Raw genomic sequence first — 16288 nt, forward strand, 5'->3', positions numbered from 1 at the left:
CCATTAGGGTGACGGTATGTCGGCTACGCGCTACACCTATCTCGGCCCCGAGGGCACCTTCACCGAAGCCGCCCTGCGCACGCTTCCGGAAGCCGCCACCCGGGAGCTCGTCCCGATGGTGTCCGTGCCCGCTGCGCTCGATGCCGTACGGAACGGGGATGCCGCGGCCGCCCTCGTACCGATCGAGAACTCCGTGGAGGGCGGCGTCACCGCGACCCTCGACGAGCTGGCCTCCGGGCAGCCGCTGATGATCTACCGCGAGGTGCTGCTGCCGATCGCCTTCGCGCTGCTGGTGCGGCCGGGCACGAAGCTCTCCGCGGTGAAGACGGTGACCGGCCACCCGGTCGCCCAGCCCCAGGTGCGCAACTGGCTGCGGGCGAATCTGCCGGACGCCCTGTGGGAGTCGGCCGCGTCGAACGCGGACGGTGCGCGGCTGGTGCAGGAGGGGCGGTACGACGCGGCCTTCGCGGGCGAGTTCGCGGCGGCCACGTACGGGCTCGAGCCGCTGGTCACCGAGATCCATGACGCGGAGAACGCGGAGACGCGCTTCGTCCTGGTGGGCCGGCCGGCCAGGCCCGCGGCGCCGACCGGTGCCGACAAGACCTCGGTGGTCATCTGGCTGGGCGAGGACCACCCGGGTGCACTGCTGGAGCTGCTCCAGGAGTTCGCGGTCCGCGGGGTCAACCTGATGCTGATCCAGTCCCGGCCGACAGGCGCGGGGATCGGCAACTACTGCTTTGCCGTGGACGCCGAGGGTCATATCTCGGACCGCCGGGTCGGCGAGGCGCTGATGGGCCTGAAGCGGATCTGCCCGAACGTGCGGTTTCTCGGGTCGTATCCGCGGGCGGGTGTGGCGGTGGAGGACGTACGGGCGCTGCGCGCGGGGACGTCGGACGCCGAGTTCACGGCGGCGTCGGACTGGCTGGCGCGCTGCCAGGACGGCCGGGCCTGAGCGGTCCCGAATCCACTGCGACCCGGTCCTACCTGCAGATTTTCGTTATCCACAGAAGTTATCCACAGGTGCGCTTCTCGACCTGGGGATAAGTCGACAACGCAAGCCGACATGGTCGACAAATCCGCCCAGTCGCCCCACTTCCGTCCACAGGGTGGCAGCTTGCCTCGTGTCACCTCAATTCCATTGATCAACTCTTTAGAGCGAGGAATTCCCACCCGAATGAGTGTGTGAGGTGGGTTTGGGTGGGGAATCCTCCGGCCCACACTCGGCTTTCGAAACGATCTTTTCCGTAGTCCACAGATCTCCCACACAGGCTGTGGATAACTTTTCGAGGGGCCGCGCCCCTGTGGACAAGGGGTGCCCGAATCCCGGACGGGACAAGGGGAGTGGGTCAACGCGGACACCCCCCGAGTGCCCCATTTCGGCGAATAGCGGCTTACTAATTGACGCTTACGGCGCCGATAACCAGGGATACACCGGCGATACGCCAGTGATTTGCCGATACCTTTCCAAATTCCGGCAATTCGGGCAAAATGACACGCAAGGCAATATCGGGTGGGGTGGCGCGAGTAGGCACCGGTAGCCTGGTGGGGTGATTGACCTTCGCCTGCTCCGTGAGGACCCCGACCGTGTCCGCGCCTCCCAGCGCGCCCGTGGAGAGGACGTCGCCCTCGTCGACGCCCTGCTCTCCGCCGATGAGCGGCGCAGGTCGTCCGGCGTCCGCTTCGACGAGCTGCGCTCCCAGCAGAAGGCGCTCGGCAAGCTCATCCCCAAGGCCACTCCGGAAGAGCGCGCCGAGCTGCTGACGAAGGCCGAGCAGCTGAAGGCCGGCGTCAAGGCGGCCGACGCCGAACAGGACGAGGCCGACGCGGAGGCCAAGCGACTGCTGCTGCAGCTCGGGAACATCGTCCACGAGGACGTACCGGTGGGCGGCGAGGAGGACTTCGTCGTCCTCGAGACGCACGGCACGATCCGCGACTTCGGCGCCGAGGGCTTCGCGCCCAAGGACCACCTGGAGCTCGGCGAGGCGCTCGGCGCCATCGACGTGGAGCGCGGTGCCAAGGTGTCGGGCTCGCGCTTCTACTACCTGACGGGCGTCGGCGCACTGCTGGAGCTCGCGCTCGTCAACGCGGCGATCGCACAGGCCACCGAGGCCGGCTTCATCCCGATGCTGACCCCGGCCCTGGTCCGCCCCCGTGCCATGGAGGGCACCGGCTTCCTCGGCCAGGCCTCGGAGAACGTCTACCACCTGGAGAAGGACGACTACTACCTGGTCGGCACCTCCGAAGTCCCGCTCGCCGCGTACCACATGGACGAGATCATCGACGCGGACAAGCTGCCGCTGCGGTACGCGGGCTTCTCGCCCTGCTTCCGCCGCGAGGCGGGGACGTACGGCAAGGACACCCGGGGCATCTTCCGGGTGCACCAGTTCGACAAGGTCGAGATGTTCTCGTACGTCGCTCCCGAGGACGCGGAGGCCGAGCACAAGCGGCTCCTGGACTGGGAGAAGCAGTGGCTGACCGGTCTTGAACTGCCCTTCCAGGTGATCGATGTGGCGACGGGCGACCTGGGTGCCTCCGCCTCGCGCAAGTACGACTGCGAGGCGTGGATCCCGGCCCAGGGCAAGTACCGCGAGCTGACCTCCGCGTCGAACTGCGACAGCTTCCAGGCGCGCCGCCTGTCGGTACGCATGCGCGACGGCAAGAAGGTGCAGCCGCTGTCGACGCTGAACGGCACCCTGTGCGCCGTACCGCGCACCATCGTGGCGATCCTGGAGAACCACCAGCTGGCCGACGGTTCGGTGCGGGTGCCCGAGGTGCTCCGTCCGTATCTGGGCGGCCGCGAGGTTCTGGAGCCCCTGGCCAAGTGAGCACCGCCCCGTTCCCGTACAAACTGATAGCGACCGATCTCGACGGCACGCTCCTGCGTGACGACGACACGGTCTCGGAGCGCACGCGCGACGCGCTCGCCGCGGCAACCGCGGCGGGCGCCGCGCACATCATCGTCACCGGACGTGCCGTGCCGTGGACCCGGCACATCCTGGACGACCTGGGATACGACGGGCTCGCGGTCTGCGGCCAGGGCGCGCAGGTCTACCACGCGGGTGAGCACCGGCTGCTGACCTCGGTGACGCTGGACCGGCAGCTGGCCGGGCTCGCGCTCTCCAAGATCGAGGCGGAGATCGGCCCGCTGGCGCTGGCCGCGAGCCGGGACGGTCTGGACGGCGAGGTACTGGTCGGCGCCGGCTACCGCGTGCAGGAGGGCCCGCTGCCGGTGGTGCCCTTCGACGACCCGGCCGAGCTGTGGTCCGCGCCGCTGAACAAGGTGTACATCCAGCATCCGGGACTGGACGACGACGCACTGGCGAAGGTGGCCAGGGCGACCGTCGGCAGCCTGGTGGACGTGGTGATGGCGGGTGCGGGCGTCGTGGAGATCCTGCCGCTGGGGCTGAGCAAGGCGACAGGGCTCTCGCTGGCCGCGCGGCGGCTGGGGCTGCGGGCTTCGGACACGATTGCGTTCGGGGACATGCCGAACGACATCCCGATGTTCGGCTGGGCCGCGCACGGAGTGGCGATGGCCAATGCGCATGACGAGCTGAAGGCCGTGGCGCACGAGATCACGGCGTCGAACGAGCACGACGGCATCGCGGTGGTGCTGGAGCACCTGCTCGCGAGCTGACGCCGCTTGTGGGCGGTCTGCCCGTGCCTCAGGGCCCGAACGTGCGGCCCGGTCAAGGGCCCCGCGGAGGATGCGCGGATCGAACGCGCGCGGGGTCTGCGCCCCGACTACGGCTTAGCAAGCCGCTGCCTTACCACTCGGCCAATCCTCCGGGAGGGGGCGGCCCGCGCGGATGCGCGCTCGAAGCGGCCGCCCCCGGGCAGTGCCCTGGGCGGCTGCGCGGAGTGGTCGGTGGCTACTCCGCTGCCTGCCCGGCGCTGCCCTGATGGGAGCTCGACGGACTCGCGCTCGTACTCTCGGTCATCGCCGCGCTCCTCTCCCGGTCGGTGGCGCCGATTGCACTGGCGTGCTCCCGGCTCAACTACTGTGCCCCGGACGACCGTTCGATGCCACTGGTTTTCGAGTCCCACGTCAGCGGTCGAGCCGTAGCGAAGCGGACCGACGCGTACGGATACAGCTGGCAAACGCGGTCAACCCCCGTCCACCGGACGGGGGTTGACCGACAACACCGAGGCTCCGAGGCCGCCCTCCGCCTCACTCCTCGCCGGCGAGCTTCAGCACCCGCAGCTTCTGCCCCGCGTACCAGGTCGCCACCACCGTGACCCCCGCCAGCAGAGTCACCGCCAGCGGCAGGCCCACATCCGAGCCGATCAGGCCCTCGCCGCCGATCTTCTCGGCCAGGGAAAGCGACCACTGCTGGACGCTGAGCGTGCGCGCCCCCGGGACCAGGCTGCCGAACAGGGTCTCCCACACCAGGGCGTAGACCAGTCCGATGACCACCGCGTGCCGGCTCACCGTCCCGAGCAGCAGGAACAGCGCGCTGTACGCGATCGAGGCGACCAGCGCCGCCACCGTGTACGCCACCGCCACCTGTTGGCCGTTGCCGTTGAGGATGAATCCGGCGATGAACGTGGGGATGGCCGAGAAGGCCATCGTGATCGCGATCGCCACGATCAGCTTGGTGAACACGATCGTCGACCGCTTCACCGGCTTGGCCAGCAGATAGACGATCGAACCGTCGTCGATCTCGGGGCCGATCGCCCCGGTGCCCGCGATCACTCCGATCAGCGGCACCATCGTGGCGATGGCGAAACCGCCCAGGACATCGGCGGCGACCTGGTCGTCCACGCCGTTGAAGCTCCGTACCGCCGCCGCGATCAGCAGCAGCAGGCCGGGCAGTACGAACAGAATCGCTGCCCGGCGCTTACCGAGCACGGCCCGATAGGTGAGCCGGGCGACTGTGGGGTTGTACATCGACGTCACAGCTCCTTTCAGGCCGCTACGAGGTAGGAGAAGACCGACTCGAGGGACTCGTCCGAGGGCGAGACCGTGAGCAGCCGGATGGAGTGCTCGCGGGCGACCCGCGGCAGCAGTTGGGTGAACCGGCCGAAGTCGACGGCCTGGATGCGCAGCGCGCCCTCGGTCAGGTCGACCTCGATGCCCGCCGTCGACGGGTCGGCGATCAGGGCAGCGGCGAGCGCCCGGTCGTCGCTGGACCGTACGAGATAGCGGTGCGGCCGGTCCGTCATCAGCCGGCGGATCTTGCGGAAGTCGCCGGACGCGGCATGCCGCCCGGCCACGATCACCTCGATGTGGGAGGCCAGTTGCTCGACCTCCTCCAGGATGTGGGAGGAGAACAGCACGGTGCGGCCCTCGGCGCCCATCCGCCGCAGCAGGTCCATCAGCTGCATGCGCTGGCGCGGGTCCATACCGTTGAAGGGCTCGTCCAGCAACAGCACGGACGGCTCGTGGACGAGGGCCGAGGCCATCTTCACGCGCTGTCGCATGCCCTTGCTGTACGTCGCGATCTTGCGGTCCTGCGCGTACTCCATCTCCACCGTGGCCAGCGCGCGCTGGGCCTCCTGCTTTCCCAGGCCGTGCAATTCGGCGTTGGCGACGACGAATTCGCGGCCGGTGAGGAAGTCGTACATCGCTTCCCTCTCCGGTACGACGCCGATCTGCCGGTACACCGACTCATTGCGCCAGATCGGCTTGCCGTCGAGGGTGACGGCGCCGGTGGAGGGCGAGAGGAAGCCGCCCATCATGTTGATCAGGGTGGACTTGCCGGCGCCGTTGGGGCCGAGCAGACCGGTGACACCCGGGCCGATCGTCATGGTCACGTCGTTGACGGCCACGACGTTTCCGAACCACCGCGAGGTGTGCTCGATGTTGATGGTGGTCACAGCCCGACCTTTCGGTAGCGGCGCATCAGGACGGCGTACGAGCCGAAGACGAGCGCGAGGACGACGAGCAGATAGACCATGCCCGCGCCGGCGCCCGGTCCCGCCTCGCCGGGGAAGGCCGAGGTGGCGCCGAGGAACGCGGTCTGTACGCCGTCGATGAGCGTGACGGGCGAGAACAGGCCCAGCCACTTGATCACTCCGGCCGAGCCGGTCTCCCAGGCGATGGCCTGGACGGTGGAGACGGCTCCGTAGGTGATGGTCAGCGTCGCGATCACGGCGGCGACGCCGAAGCCGCGGCGCGGCGTCAGCGCTGCCATCACCAGGCCGAGGCCGCCGAAGAGGACGGAGAGGAGCGCGACGGAGACCATGCCCTGGGCGAAGCCCTTCGTCTGGTCCACGAAGTCCATCTTGGCGAGCAGAGCGCCGACATAGAGGATGACCAGCGGCGCCGCGGTCAGTACGAAGAGGGCCGAGGCCATCGCCCCGTACTTGGCGAGTACGTAGTCGATGCGCTCGATCGGACGCGAGAAGTACAGCGGCACGGTCTTGAAGCGCAGATCGCGGGAGACGGACTGCGGGGCCTGCGCGGCCAGGTAGAGGCCGATGACCGCCTGGGTGACGATCGCGTAGCGCGTGTAGTCGAGGGGCAGGTCCTTGAGCTTCGTGGTGACTGCGACCGCGACGATGATCGCCGCGGGCAGGCACATCACCGCGAAGAGGATCATCGGCAGCACCTTGGACTTGGCCGAGCGGCCCAGTCCGTACGCCCCGCGCAGCGACTGCGAGTAGAGCGAGCGGCGTGCGTACGCGCGGCCGAGCCGCGGCCCTTCGTAGTTCCGGTACCCGATGTTGTGGATCCGGGTGGTCTCGGGGGTCTCCGTGCTCATCGCGCCTGCACCTCCATGGCCTGTGCCGCTGCCTCCGGGCGGAAGACCTCCGCGATGTGGTGGCGCCGCTGTTCCATCCGTACGAGACCGAGGCCGAGCCCGGCGACGGTGTCGCGCACGATGTCGTACGTCTCCTCGCCCTTGGCCTCGAGCAGCAGGATGTGGCCCGCGCCGGGCAGACCGTCCTCCACGCGCGCGTGGAGCGTGATTCCGGCGGCTACCAGTGCCTCACGGAGCACCGCGGTGCCGTCCGCGTGCGTGTCGGTGTCGGTGACCTCGACCGCGAGGGTGGTGGTCGTCTGGGTGAAGTCGCTGGTGGAACTGGAGCGCAGCAGTGCGCCGCCGTCGATGACGACGACATGGTCACACGTGCGCTCGAGCTCGCCCAGGAGATGCGAGGTGACCAGGACCGAGATGCCGAAGTCGGTGTGGATACGGCGGATCAGGCCGAGCATCTCGTCGCGGCCGACCGGGTCGAGGCCGTTGGTCGGCTCGTCGAGGAGGACCAGCTTCGGGTCGTGGACGAGGGCCTGCGCGAGTTTGACGCGCTGCTTCATGCCGGTGGAGTAGCCGCCGATGGGGCGGTACCGCTCCTCGTACAGACCGACATGGCGCAGGGTGTCGGCGGTGCGCTCGCGGGCGGCCGTCGGCGGCAGCCCGGACATGCGCGCCATATGGACGACGAACTCGGTGGCCGAGACATCGGGCGGCAGGCAGTCGTGCTCGGGCATGTACCCCACCTGCTCACGGATGGCGCTGCCGCTGGTGGCGACATCGAGGCCGAGCACAGCGGCCCGGCCTTCCGTGGCGGGGGACAGACCCAGCAGGATCTTGATCAACGTGGACTTGCCGGCTCCGTTGGCGCCCACCAGGCCGGTCACACCGGGTCCGATGTCCAAGGAGAGCCGGTCAAGAGCGGTCACCCTCGGGAACCGCTTGCTCAGGCTTTCGGTCGCGATCACAGTCACAATTCGAAGGTAGTGGCGCACGACACAGGGGGCGTCAGCCCTGGCGGCTGGATCCGTGTCCGACTCGAGAGGTACGGACCCGTAGGGGGCTCCGACTAAAGAGGACAGGCAGCCCCTAGGCCCCAGACCTTCGTCGCTCGCGTTGCCGCGGGCTTCCGCTGGGGTTTTCCACAGGCTGATGCACGGCCCTTGACGTAGCCGCCGGGCATTGTCACATTCATCAGTGTCAAGTTACGGCCGCGTACCGCACACGGACGGACAGGTGGCATGACCTCAGCAGTCGCAAGCGAACTGCCCGCGGAACTGCGGGGGTTCAGGGAAGTGCAGCGCCTCGCATACGCATGCGCGGAGGCGGTCGCGGCCCAGCTCAAGCCCGGGGTGACCGAGCGTGGCGCGGCGCGGATGCAGCGCGAGTGGCTGCGCGAGCGGGGCGTACGGGACTGGTTCCACCTGCCCTTCGCCTGGTTCGGGGACCGTACGGCCTTCACCAACTTCCGGATACCGCTGCAGTTCTTCCCGACCAACCGCGTGCTCGAGGCGGGGATGCCCTTCATCCTCGACATGGCCCCGGTCCACAAGGGCTACACCGCGGACATCGGCTACTCCGGCTGCCTCGGCCCGAGCCCTGTGCACAACAGACTGCTCGCCGATCTGGAGGCGCACCGCGAGCTGATCCTGCGCGAGGTGCGGGAGCGGCGTCCGCTGCGCGAGATCTACGAGAACGTGGACCGGCTGATGGTCCGGCAGGGGTACGCCAACCGGCATCGCGCGTATCCCTTCGGCGTCATCGCCCACAAGATCGACCGGGTGAAGGAGCGCCGCTTCTCGCCGCATCTCTTCGGGTTCGGCACGCAGTCGCTGAAGGGGCTCGCGAGCGACGCGGTGCACGGCCACCGCGACGGCTGGTCCCCGCTGTGGAGCCCGTACAAGTTCTCCGACCACCCGCCCCGGCCGGGGCTGTGGGCGGTCGAACCGCACCTCGGATTCCGGGGTACGGGCGCGAAGTTCGAGGAGATCCTGGTGGTCACCGACTCCAAGGACCCCGAGCAGAGCGCGTTCTGGCTGGACGACGATCTGCCGCATGTGCGGCACTGGGCGGAGGAGAGGTCGGCGTGAGTCTCAAGGGGGCGCGTGAGCGCTGGGTCCGTACGGGCGGTATCGAGTTGTGCGTCGCCGAGCTGGGGGACGCCTCCCGGCCGACCGTGGTGCTGGTGCACGGCTATCCGGACAGCAAGGAGGTGTGGTCGCAGGTCGCGGAGCGGCTGGCGGACCGTTTCCATGTGGTGCTCTACGACGTCCGGGGGCACGGCCGCTCGACGGCGCCGGCCCCGCTGCGCGGCGGGTTCACCCTGGAGAAGCTGACGGACGACTTCCTGGCGGTCGCGGACGCGGTGAGCCCGGACAAGCCGGTGCATCTGGTGGGACACGACTGGGGTTCGGTGCAGTCCTGGGAGTTCGTCACCGTCAAGCGCACCGAGGGGCGTATCGCCTCCTTCACCTCGATGTCCGGTCCCTCCCTGGACCACTTCGGGCACTGGATCAAGAAGCGGATGCGCCGGCCCACCCCCCGCAGGGTCGGCCAGCTGCTCGGCCAGGGCGCCAAGTCCTGGTACGTGTACATGCTGCATACGCCGGTGCTGCCGGAGCTAGCCTGGCGCGGGCCGCTGGGCAAGCGATGGCCCAGGATCCTGGAGCGGATGGAGAAGGTACCCGCCGGCGACTACCCCACCTCATCGCTGCCGCAGGACGCTGCGCACGGCGCCTGGCTCTACCGCGACAACGTCCGTGCGCGGCTGCGCCGCCCACGCTCCGACGCGTACGCACACGCACCGGTGCAGCTGATCACACCGACCGGCGACGTGTTCCTCTCCGAGCGGCTCTACGACGAACTGGGCGAGTGGGCACCGCAGTTGACGCGCCGCTCGCTGCCGGCCAAGCACTGGGTACCCCGCACCCGGCCCGACCAGCTCACCGCCTGGATCAGAGAGTTCGTCATGGCCAACGAGGGCGCCGCCGCCGGAGCGGCCGCGCGCCGGACGGAGGCCAAGGGGCCGTACGCCGAGCGGTTCGGCGGGCAGCTCGTCCTGGTGACGGGCGCGGCCAGCGGTATCGGGCGCGCCACGGCCTTCGCGTTCGCCGAGGCGGGAGCGCGGATCGTGGCGGTGGACCGGGACGCCGAAGGCACGGCGAGGACCGCCGAGATGTCGCGGCTGATCGGCTCCCCCGAGGCCTGGGGCGAGACGGTCGACGTCGGCGACGAGCAGGCGATGGAGAAGCTCGCCGAGAAGGTCGCCACCGAGTACGGCGTGGTGGACGTCCTCGTCAACAACGCCGGCATCGGTCTCTCGGGCTCCTTCCTCGAGACCAGCACCGAGGACTGGAAGAAGGTCCTCGACGTCAATCTGTGGGGCGTCATCCACGGCTGCCGGCTCTTCGGCAGGCAGATGGCCGAGCGCGGCCAGGGCGGCCATATCGTCAACACCGCGTCCGCCGCCGCCTATCAGCCCTCGAAGGCGCTTCCCGCGTACAGCACCTCCAAGGCCGCGGTACTGATGCTCAGCGAGTGCCTGCGCGCGGAGCTCGCGGGAGCGGGAATCGGCGTCTCGGCGATCTGCCCCGGCTTCGTCAACACCAACATCACGTCGACGGCGCGCTTCGCCGGGGTCGACGCGGCCGAGGAGAAGCGCCGCCAGAAGAAGGCGGCACGGCTGTACGGGCTGCGCAACTACCCGCCGGAGAAGGTCGCCGACGCGATCCTGCGCGCCGTCGTGCGGAACCAGGCGGTCGTGCCCGTGACCCCCGAGGCCCGCGGCGCCCTGTTCATGTCCCGTTTCACGCCCAGGACGCTGCGGGCGATCGCCCGGTTGGAGCCGCCGCTGTGAGCGCCGAGGAGCACGACGACCACCACGCCATCGCACCGCGCCGGGTCTCCTTCGACTGGGACGGCACGCCGCTGCACTGGATACCGGACGAACCCACCGCCACCCACGTCATCAATGTGCTGCATCTGCTGCTGCCGGCCGGCGAGCGGTGGTTCGTCAAGGTCTTCAAGGAAGCCCTGCCGCTGGTCGGCGACCCGGTGCTGCTGAAGGACGTCAAGGGCTTCATGGGCCAGGAGGCCACGCACAGCGTTCAGCACGCGCATGTGCTGGACCATCTGGCCACACAGCGGCTCGACACCGAGGCCTTCACCAAGCACGTCGACTTCCTCTTCGAGAAACTCCTCGGCGAGAAGCCGCCGTTCGGCGCGCCGGTACCGCCCCAGGAGTGGCTGCGCTTCCGGCTGTCGGTCATTGCCGCGATCGAGCAGTTCACGGCGGTCCTGGGCAACTGGGTGCTGCACGCCGAGGGTCTTGACGAGGCCGGCTCCGACGAGGTGATGCTGGACCTGCTGCGCTGGCACGGCGCGGAGGAGGTCGAGCACCGGGCCGTCGCCTTCGACATGTACCAGCACTGCGGCGGCGAGGGGCTGCCGCGCTACGCCCGCCGTATCGAGGGCATGGCCGTCACGGCGCCCGTGCTGCTCTGGCTCTGGGCATGGGGCACCGCGTATCTGATCCGGCACGACCCCCAGCTCGCCGGCCGGCTGCGCTACTCCCTGCGCGAGCACAACCGCGCGGTCGGCAAGGGTCTGCTGCCCACGTGGCGCGAGTTGGGCGCGGCCATACCCCGCTACTTCCGGCGGTCGTACCATCCCTCGCAGGAGGGCTCGCTGCGCAAGGCCGTCGACTATCTCGCGACCTCGCCCGCGGCCCGCGTTGCGGCGGGGGCGGTGGGCCGCGCGGCCTTGCCGTAGGCGGCGTGTCATCGACCTGTCATCGAGGGGGCGGGATTGTCCGAGCAGTCAGTAGGCCAGTCAGTCGCCGAGTACCGGATCGAGGACCTGGCGCACCACAGCGGCGCCACGGTTCGTACGATCCGCGCCTACCAGGACCGCGGGCTGCTGCCGAAGCCGGAGCGGCGCGGGCGGGCCAATGTGTACGGGTCCGCCCATCTGGCCCGGCTGCGGCAGATCGCCGATCTGCTCGACCGCGGCTACACCCTGGCCTCGATCAAGGAGCTCCTGGAGGCCTGGGACGCCGGGCGCGGGCTGGGCGGAGTGCTCGGTCTGGTCGCCGAGGTGCAGGGCCCGTGGACGGACGAGGAGGCGGCGCGGATCTCCCGCGCGGAGCTCGACGGGAAGTTCGGCGGGAAGCCGGACGAGGCCGCCGTCGCGGAGGCGGTGGATCTCGGCGTCCTGGAGCGCATCCCGGGCCGGGACGACGAATTCCTGGTGCCCAGCCCCCAGGAGCTCGCGGTCGCCGCCGAGTTGTACGCCGCCGGGGTACCGCTCCCGGCGATCTCCGGTCATCTGCGGGAACTTCGCGGGCAGGTCGAGCACATCGCCTCCCGTTTCCTGGAGTTCACCACCGAGCATGTCTTCGCGCGCTACCTGGGGCACCGTCCGCCGACCGACGCGGACGCGGCCGAAGCGGCGTCGCTGGTACGGCGGCTGCGGCCGCTCGCGCAGCAGACGGTCGACGCCGAACTGGCGCGGGCCATGCGGACGTTCGCCACCCGGCATCTTCAGCAGCACCTGAGCCCGGAGAGGCTGCCTCCGGCGGACACCGAGCCCCGATCGGTGACACTGCCGGCGGGGACAATTCGCTCGGTCCACGCCCTGGTTGGCGAGGAGAACGCCGCCGCCTTCATCACCGCCGCGACCGAACGGGAACTGCAGGCACGGACATTGGACTCTCTCATGTCAATCAATGGAGATTCCGGACAAGTTAACCAAACTTCCTAAATCTCCCCACAGTTGTCCACAGAATCGCCAATTCACTTGTGGATAACTACAGTTGGCTGTGGATCAAACCTTTGGAGTGAATTTTTTGGGTGGCGGTGACACCACACGGGCGGGCACGCTGACCGGATGAACGAAGAACTCCGCCGGCCCGACGAGCGGCGCACCGTGAAGGTGTCGAAGTACCTCTCGAAGCATCTGCGGCACCAGCCGGACCGCATCGGCATCACCCTCGACGAGAACGGCTGGGTGGCCGTCGACGAGCTGATGCGGGCCGCGGCCGAGCACGGCTTCCGGATCACCCGCGCCGAGCTCGACCATGTCGTCGCCGTCAATGACAAGCAGCGCTTCACGATCGACGGCGCGCGCATCCGCGCCAACCAGGGCCACACCGTCGAGGTCGACCTCGACCTGCCGACGGCCGAGCCGCCCGCGTACCTCTTTCACGGCACCGTCGCCCGCAGCCTGGACGCGATCCGCGCCGAGGGACTGCGTGCCATGAACCGCCACCATGTCCATCTCTCACCCGACCGCGAGACCGCGACCCGCGTCGGCGCCCGCCGCGGCCGCCCCGTCGTCCTGTCTGTGGACGCCGGAGCGATGCACAGAGCGGGCCACCTCTTCCACGTCAGCGCCAACGGGGTCTGGCTCACCGACTCCGTACCGCCGGAGTTTCTGCGCTTCCCCGGCAGCCGGACCGACGGATAGGACGACCTCAGCGGGTCAGCTGAGCGAGACCCTCGGTCGCGATCTGCTCGAAGACCGCCTGATCAGCGGCGAAGTCCGAGTCCGGGATCGGCGCATGGACGACGATCTCCGTGAAGCCGAGCTCGAAGTGCTTGCCCGCGAAGTCCACAAAGGCGTCGAGGGACTCCAGCGGACGGCCGGGTTCCGGGGTGAAGCCGGTGAGCAGGATCTTGTCCAGCTCGGCCACTTCCCGCCCGATGTCCGCGCACGCCTTGCCGAGCTTCTCGATCTGCCCGCGCATCGCCTCGACCGACTCCTCCGGCGTGCCCGTCTCGAAGAGCTTCGGGTCACCCGTGGTCACCCACGCCTGCCCGTGCTTCGCCGCGAGCTTGAGCCCGCGCGGCCCGGTCGCCGCGACCGCGAAGGGCAGCCGGGGCCGCTGCACACAGCCCGGAATGTTGCGGGCCTCCACCGCCGAGTAGAAGGTCCCCTCGTACGTCACCGAGTCCTCGGTCAGCAGCCGGTCGAGCAGCGGCAGGAACTCCCCGAAGCGGTCGGCACGTTCGCGCGGCGTCCATGCCTCCTGGCCCAGCACCGTGGCGTCGAAGCCCATGCCGCCCGCGCCGATGCCGAGCGTGATCCGCCCGCCGGAGATGTCGTCCAGCGAAATCAGGTCCTTGGCGAGGGTCACCGGGTGCCTGAAGTTCGGCGAGGTGACCAGCGTGCCGAGGCGCAGCCGCTCGGTGGCGGCGGCTGCGGCGGTCAGCGTCGGCACCGCGCCGTACCAGGGGCCGTCGCGGAAGGTCCGCCACGACAGATGGTCGTAGGTGTACGCGGTGTGGAAACCGAGCTGCTCGGCTCGCAGCCACTCGTCGCGGCCACCTTCGTGCCAGCGGCGGACAGGGAGGATCACGGTACTCAAACGCATGCCTTCGAGACTACGTCGCCCGACAGGGGCGCTCGCACACTCACCCCCGGTCACTCAAATGTGCGCCCTGTCGCACGCCCGTGCGCCGTCGTACGGGAGAATGCGTCTGTGACCTCAGCTATGCATTCCCGCCCCCTGCCCACCACGCCCCGGCTGATCGCCACGGATCTGGACGGCACCCTGCTGCGCGACGACAAGTCCGTGTCGGACCGTACGATCGCCGCCCTGGCAGCCGCCGAGGAGGCCGGGATCGAGGTCTTCTTCGTCACGGGCCGCCCGGCCCGCTGGATGGACGTCGTCAGTGACCATGTTCACGGCCACGGGCTCGCGATCTGCGCCAATGGCGCGGCAGTCGTCGATCTGCACGCCGGCGGGAAGCTGCTCGAGGTCCGCGCTCTGGAGCGGGACACCGCCCTGGAGGTCGTACGGACCCTGCGGGACGCTGCCCCCGGCACCTCCTTCGCGGTCGAGACGACGACCGGTATCCACTACGAGCCGGACTATCCGCCGTTCCATCTCGACCCGGGCGCCACCGTCGCCGCCGCCGAGAAGCTGCTCCACGAGGAGGAGCCGGGCACCAGCGCCCCGGTGATCAAACTGCTCGCCCACCACCCCGAGCTGGCGCCCGACGGCTTCCTCACCCTGGCCCGTACGACCGCCGGCCGGCTCGCGTCCTTCACCCGCTCCAGCCCGAGCGCGCTGATCGAAATCAGCGGACTGGGCGTGAGCAAGGCCAGCACGCTGGCGCTCTGCTGCGCCGAGCGCGGGATCTCCTCCGACGAGGTCGTCGCCTTCGGGGACATGCCCAACGATGTGGAGATGCTGAGCTGGGCGGGCACCTCGTACGCGATGGGCAACGCCCACCCGGACGTGATCGCCGCGGCCTCCGGCCGCACCGTCGCCAACAACGAGGACGGCGTCGCGGTCGTCATCGAGCAGATCCTCGCGGGACGCGCGTAAGTCAACGGGCACAGGCAGGATCAGAGAGACCCGCGCCAAAGCCTTACTCCGCGTTCGCGCAGCCAGGCGGCCGGATCTACCCCTGAGCCCAGATACGGCGTGAGCCGCACCTCGAAATGCAGGTGCGGCCCCGTCGAGTTGCCCGTGGTGCCGGCCTGCCCGATCCACTGCCCCGTGAGCACCTGTTCGCCCTGGTCGACCGTGACCGCCGCCAGATGCGCGTACTGCGAGTAGTAGCCACCGGGGTGCTGGACGACGATCTCGATGCCGAAGCCGCCGCCGCAGGAGACCGAGATCACCCTGCCCGCCCCGACCGACCGCACCGGGGCGCCGATGCCCACCGCGAAGTCCTGCCCCGTATGCCGCTGCGCCCAGCGCTCACCGGCGCTGCCGAACCCGGCGGACAGTTCGTACGTCTCCACCGGCGTCACCCATGCCGTGCCCCGCGGCACCTCCCCGCGCCCCTCCAGCCGGACGGCGCCCGCGCATCTGCCCGCCGCCACGCTGCGATCCGCCTCCCCCTGCAGCTTCCACTGCGCCCCTTCCAGCTTGGTCGCGATGCCCTGCTTGATCCTCGCCAGCTGCGCCTTGCGCAGGTCGAGCGCGTGCCGGGCGGCCCTGGCCGTCCGTTCGGCCAGGGTGAGCCGCCGCTCGGCCTGCCTGGCCCGGCCGAGCAGCTGGTTCACGGCCGTCTCCGCCTGCCGGGCGAGCCGCCGCCCGCGCATCACCTCGTCGGGGTCGTCGGCGAGCAGCAGCTGAGCGGTGAGCGCGAGCGGGCTGCCGGTGCGGTACTGCTCCCGGGCGACGCCCCCGATGGCGTCGTGGATCGTGCTGAGTTCCCGCCGCCGCCCGGCGAGCTGCCCCTGGAGCCGGACCGCCTGGATCCGCTGCGCATCCGCGGCGCGCCTGCCCTGTTCGTACGCGGCGGTGGCCTTCGCCGCGTCGTCGTACAGCCGCGCCACCTCGGCGCCGGTGCCGATGCCGGGCCCGTCGGACGCCGTGGCCGCGGGAGCCGTGGTGCCGAGGAGCGCGCACAGCACCGCCGGGACGAGCAGCAGCCGGTCGCGGTGTGTCGAGCCCATTGAGGGATCGTCACCCGGCTCGGGAGCGATTTCGGGTACCCCTGCGGTGTCGTACCGCCACCTGGCCCAGAACCCGGCCGCCGGATGGCCGGCGGCACTGCGGAAGGCACTGCGAAAGGCACTGCACACGGCACTGCGCACGGCACTGCGCACGGCGATTCGGGCGCGGTCATGCC

General features: G+C 69.7%; 15 protein-coding genes and 1 tRNA gene. 9 read left to right on the plus strand and 7 right to left on the minus strand.

Going from position 1 to position 16288, the window contains the following annotated elements; genetic code table 11:
• Positions 1–16 precede the first annotated feature (16 nt).
• From pheA to SLUN_RS19645, 3 genes are all read left to right on the plus strand, one after another.
• Positions 17–952, plus strand: coding sequence for a prephenate dehydratase (gene pheA / locus SLUN_RS19635; protein WP_108150129.1), 936 nt, complete (start codon positions 17–19; stop codon positions 950–952).
• Between the two features lie 595 nt (positions 953–1547).
• Complete coding sequence (gene serS / locus SLUN_RS19640) at positions 1548–2825, plus strand: serine--tRNA ligase (RefSeq protein WP_108150131.1); 1278 nt, start codon at positions 1548–1550, stop codon at positions 2823–2825.
• Entirely contained in the window at positions 2822–3634 is an 813-nt protein-coding gene (locus SLUN_RS19645) for an HAD family hydrolase (protein WP_108150134.1), read from the plus strand. Before serS ends, SLUN_RS19645 begins: the two co-directional genes overlap by 4 nt.
• Positions 3635–3698: 64 nt before the next feature.
• Here SLUN_RS19645 and SLUN_RS19650 read toward each other — a convergent pair.
• The 5 genes from SLUN_RS19650 to SLUN_RS19670 form a co-directional block, all read right to left on the minus strand.
• Positions 3699–3785 (minus strand) — tRNA-Ser (locus tag SLUN_RS19650).
• 383 nt (positions 3786–4168) lie between these two features.
• Positions 4169–4888 (minus strand): ABC transporter permease, encoded by a 720-nt coding sequence (locus SLUN_RS19655; RefSeq protein WP_108150136.1) that lies wholly within the window; start codon positions 4886–4888, stop codon positions 4169–4171.
• A 17-nt stretch (positions 4889–4905) separates the two neighbouring features.
• Entirely contained in the window at positions 4906–5817 is a 912-nt protein-coding gene (locus SLUN_RS19660; RefSeq protein WP_108150138.1) for an ABC transporter ATP-binding protein, read from the minus strand.
• Positions 5814–6704 carry an ABC transporter permease gene (locus SLUN_RS19665; RefSeq protein ID WP_108150140.1) on the minus strand — a complete coding sequence of 297 codons (891 nt, stop codon included), beginning with the start codon at positions 6702–6704 and terminating at the stop codon, positions 5814–5816. The genes SLUN_RS19660 and SLUN_RS19665 overlap by 4 nt, the downstream gene beginning before the upstream one ends.
• Positions 6701–7666, minus strand: a complete 966-nt coding sequence (locus SLUN_RS19670) for an ABC transporter ATP-binding protein (protein WP_108150142.1) — start codon at positions 7664–7666, stop codon at positions 6701–6703. Before SLUN_RS19670 ends, SLUN_RS19665 begins: the two co-directional genes overlap by 4 nt.
• A 273-nt stretch (positions 7667–7939) precedes the next feature.
• On the opposite strand from SLUN_RS19670, the gene SLUN_RS19675 reads away from it, so the two are divergent.
• The 5 genes from SLUN_RS19675 (at position 7940) to SLUN_RS19695 (ending at position 13163) form a co-directional block, all read left to right on the plus strand.
• Positions 7940–8788 (plus strand): M24 family metallopeptidase, encoded by an 849-nt coding sequence (locus tag SLUN_RS19675; RefSeq protein ID WP_108150144.1) that lies wholly within the window; start codon positions 7940–7942, stop codon positions 8786–8788.
• On the plus strand, positions 8785–10554 hold the full coding sequence (locus tag SLUN_RS19680; RefSeq protein ID WP_108150146.1) for an SDR family oxidoreductase: 1770 nt from the start codon (positions 8785–8787) through the stop codon (positions 10552–10554). Before SLUN_RS19675 ends, SLUN_RS19680 begins: the two co-directional genes overlap by 4 nt.
• On the plus strand, positions 10551–11468 hold the full coding sequence (locus tag SLUN_RS19685; protein WP_175314006.1) for a metal-dependent hydrolase: 918 nt from the start codon (positions 10551–10553) through the stop codon (positions 11466–11468). Before SLUN_RS19680 ends, SLUN_RS19685 begins: the two co-directional genes overlap by 4 nt.
• Positions 11469–11504: 36 nt before the next feature.
• On the plus strand, positions 11505–12458 hold the full coding sequence (locus SLUN_RS19690) for a MerR family transcriptional regulator (RefSeq protein WP_108150149.1): 954 nt from the start codon (positions 11505–11507) through the stop codon (positions 12456–12458).
• Positions 12459–12584: 126 nt separating this feature from the next.
• Entirely contained in the window at positions 12585–13163 is a 579-nt protein-coding gene (locus SLUN_RS19695) for an RNA 2'-phosphotransferase (RefSeq protein ID WP_108150151.1), read from the plus strand.
• Positions 13164–13170: 7 nt separating this feature from the next.
• Here the strand turns inward: SLUN_RS19695 and SLUN_RS19700 are convergent, their stop codons facing one another.
• Positions 13171–14070, minus strand: a complete 900-nt coding sequence (locus tag SLUN_RS19700) for an LLM class flavin-dependent oxidoreductase (RefSeq protein ID WP_108150153.1) — start codon at positions 14068–14070, stop codon at positions 13171–13173.
• Between the two features lie 120 nt (positions 14071–14190).
• On the opposite strand from SLUN_RS19700, the gene SLUN_RS19705 reads away from it, so the two are divergent.
• A complete protein-coding gene (locus tag SLUN_RS19705) occupies positions 14191–15030 on the plus strand; it encodes a Cof-type HAD-IIB family hydrolase (RefSeq protein WP_108150155.1) in 840 nt (279 codons plus the stop codon).
• Positions 15031–15050: 20 nt separating this feature from the next.
• Here the strand turns inward: SLUN_RS19705 and SLUN_RS19710 are convergent, their stop codons facing one another.
• Positions 15051–16112 carry a M23 family metallopeptidase gene (locus tag SLUN_RS19710; protein WP_108150156.1) on the minus strand — a complete coding sequence of 354 codons (1062 nt, stop codon included), beginning with the start codon at positions 16110–16112 and terminating at the stop codon, positions 15051–15053.
• Positions 16113–16288 lie beyond the last annotated feature (176 nt).

Origin of the sequence: Streptomyces lunaelactis (assembly GCF_003054555.1) — a bacterium.
GTDB lineage: Bacteria > Actinomycetota > Actinomycetes > Streptomycetales > Streptomycetaceae > Streptomyces > Streptomyces lunaelactis.

Coding starts and splice junctions, on each gene's coding strand:
- pheA (WP_108150129.1), top strand. CDS start 17: ATGTCGGCTACGCGCTACACCTATCTCGGCCCCGAGGGCACCTTCACC.
- SLUN_RS19655 (WP_108150136.1), bottom strand. CDS start 4,888: ATGTACAACCCCACAGTCGCCCGGCTCACCTATCGGGCCGTGCTCGGT.
- SLUN_RS19665 (WP_108150140.1), bottom strand. CDS start 6,704: ATGAGCACGGAGACCCCCGAGACCACCCGGATCCACAACATCGGGTAC.
- SLUN_RS19675 (WP_108150144.1), top strand. CDS start 7,940: ATGACCTCAGCAGTCGCAAGCGAACTGCCCGCGGAACTGCGGGGGTTC.
- SLUN_RS19695 (WP_108150151.1), top strand. CDS start 12,585: ATGAACGAAGAACTCCGCCGGCCCGACGAGCGGCGCACCGTGAAGGTG.
- SLUN_RS19700 (WP_108150153.1), bottom strand. CDS start 14,070: ATGCGTTTGAGTACCGTGATCCTCCCTGTCCGCCGCTGGCACGAAGGT.
- SLUN_RS19705 (WP_108150155.1), top strand. CDS start 14,191: ATGCATTCCCGCCCCCTGCCCACCACGCCCCGGCTGATCGCCACGGAT.
- SLUN_RS19710 (WP_108150156.1), bottom strand. CDS start 16,112: ATGGGCTCGACACACCGCGACCGGCTGCTGCTCGTCCCGGCGGTGCTG.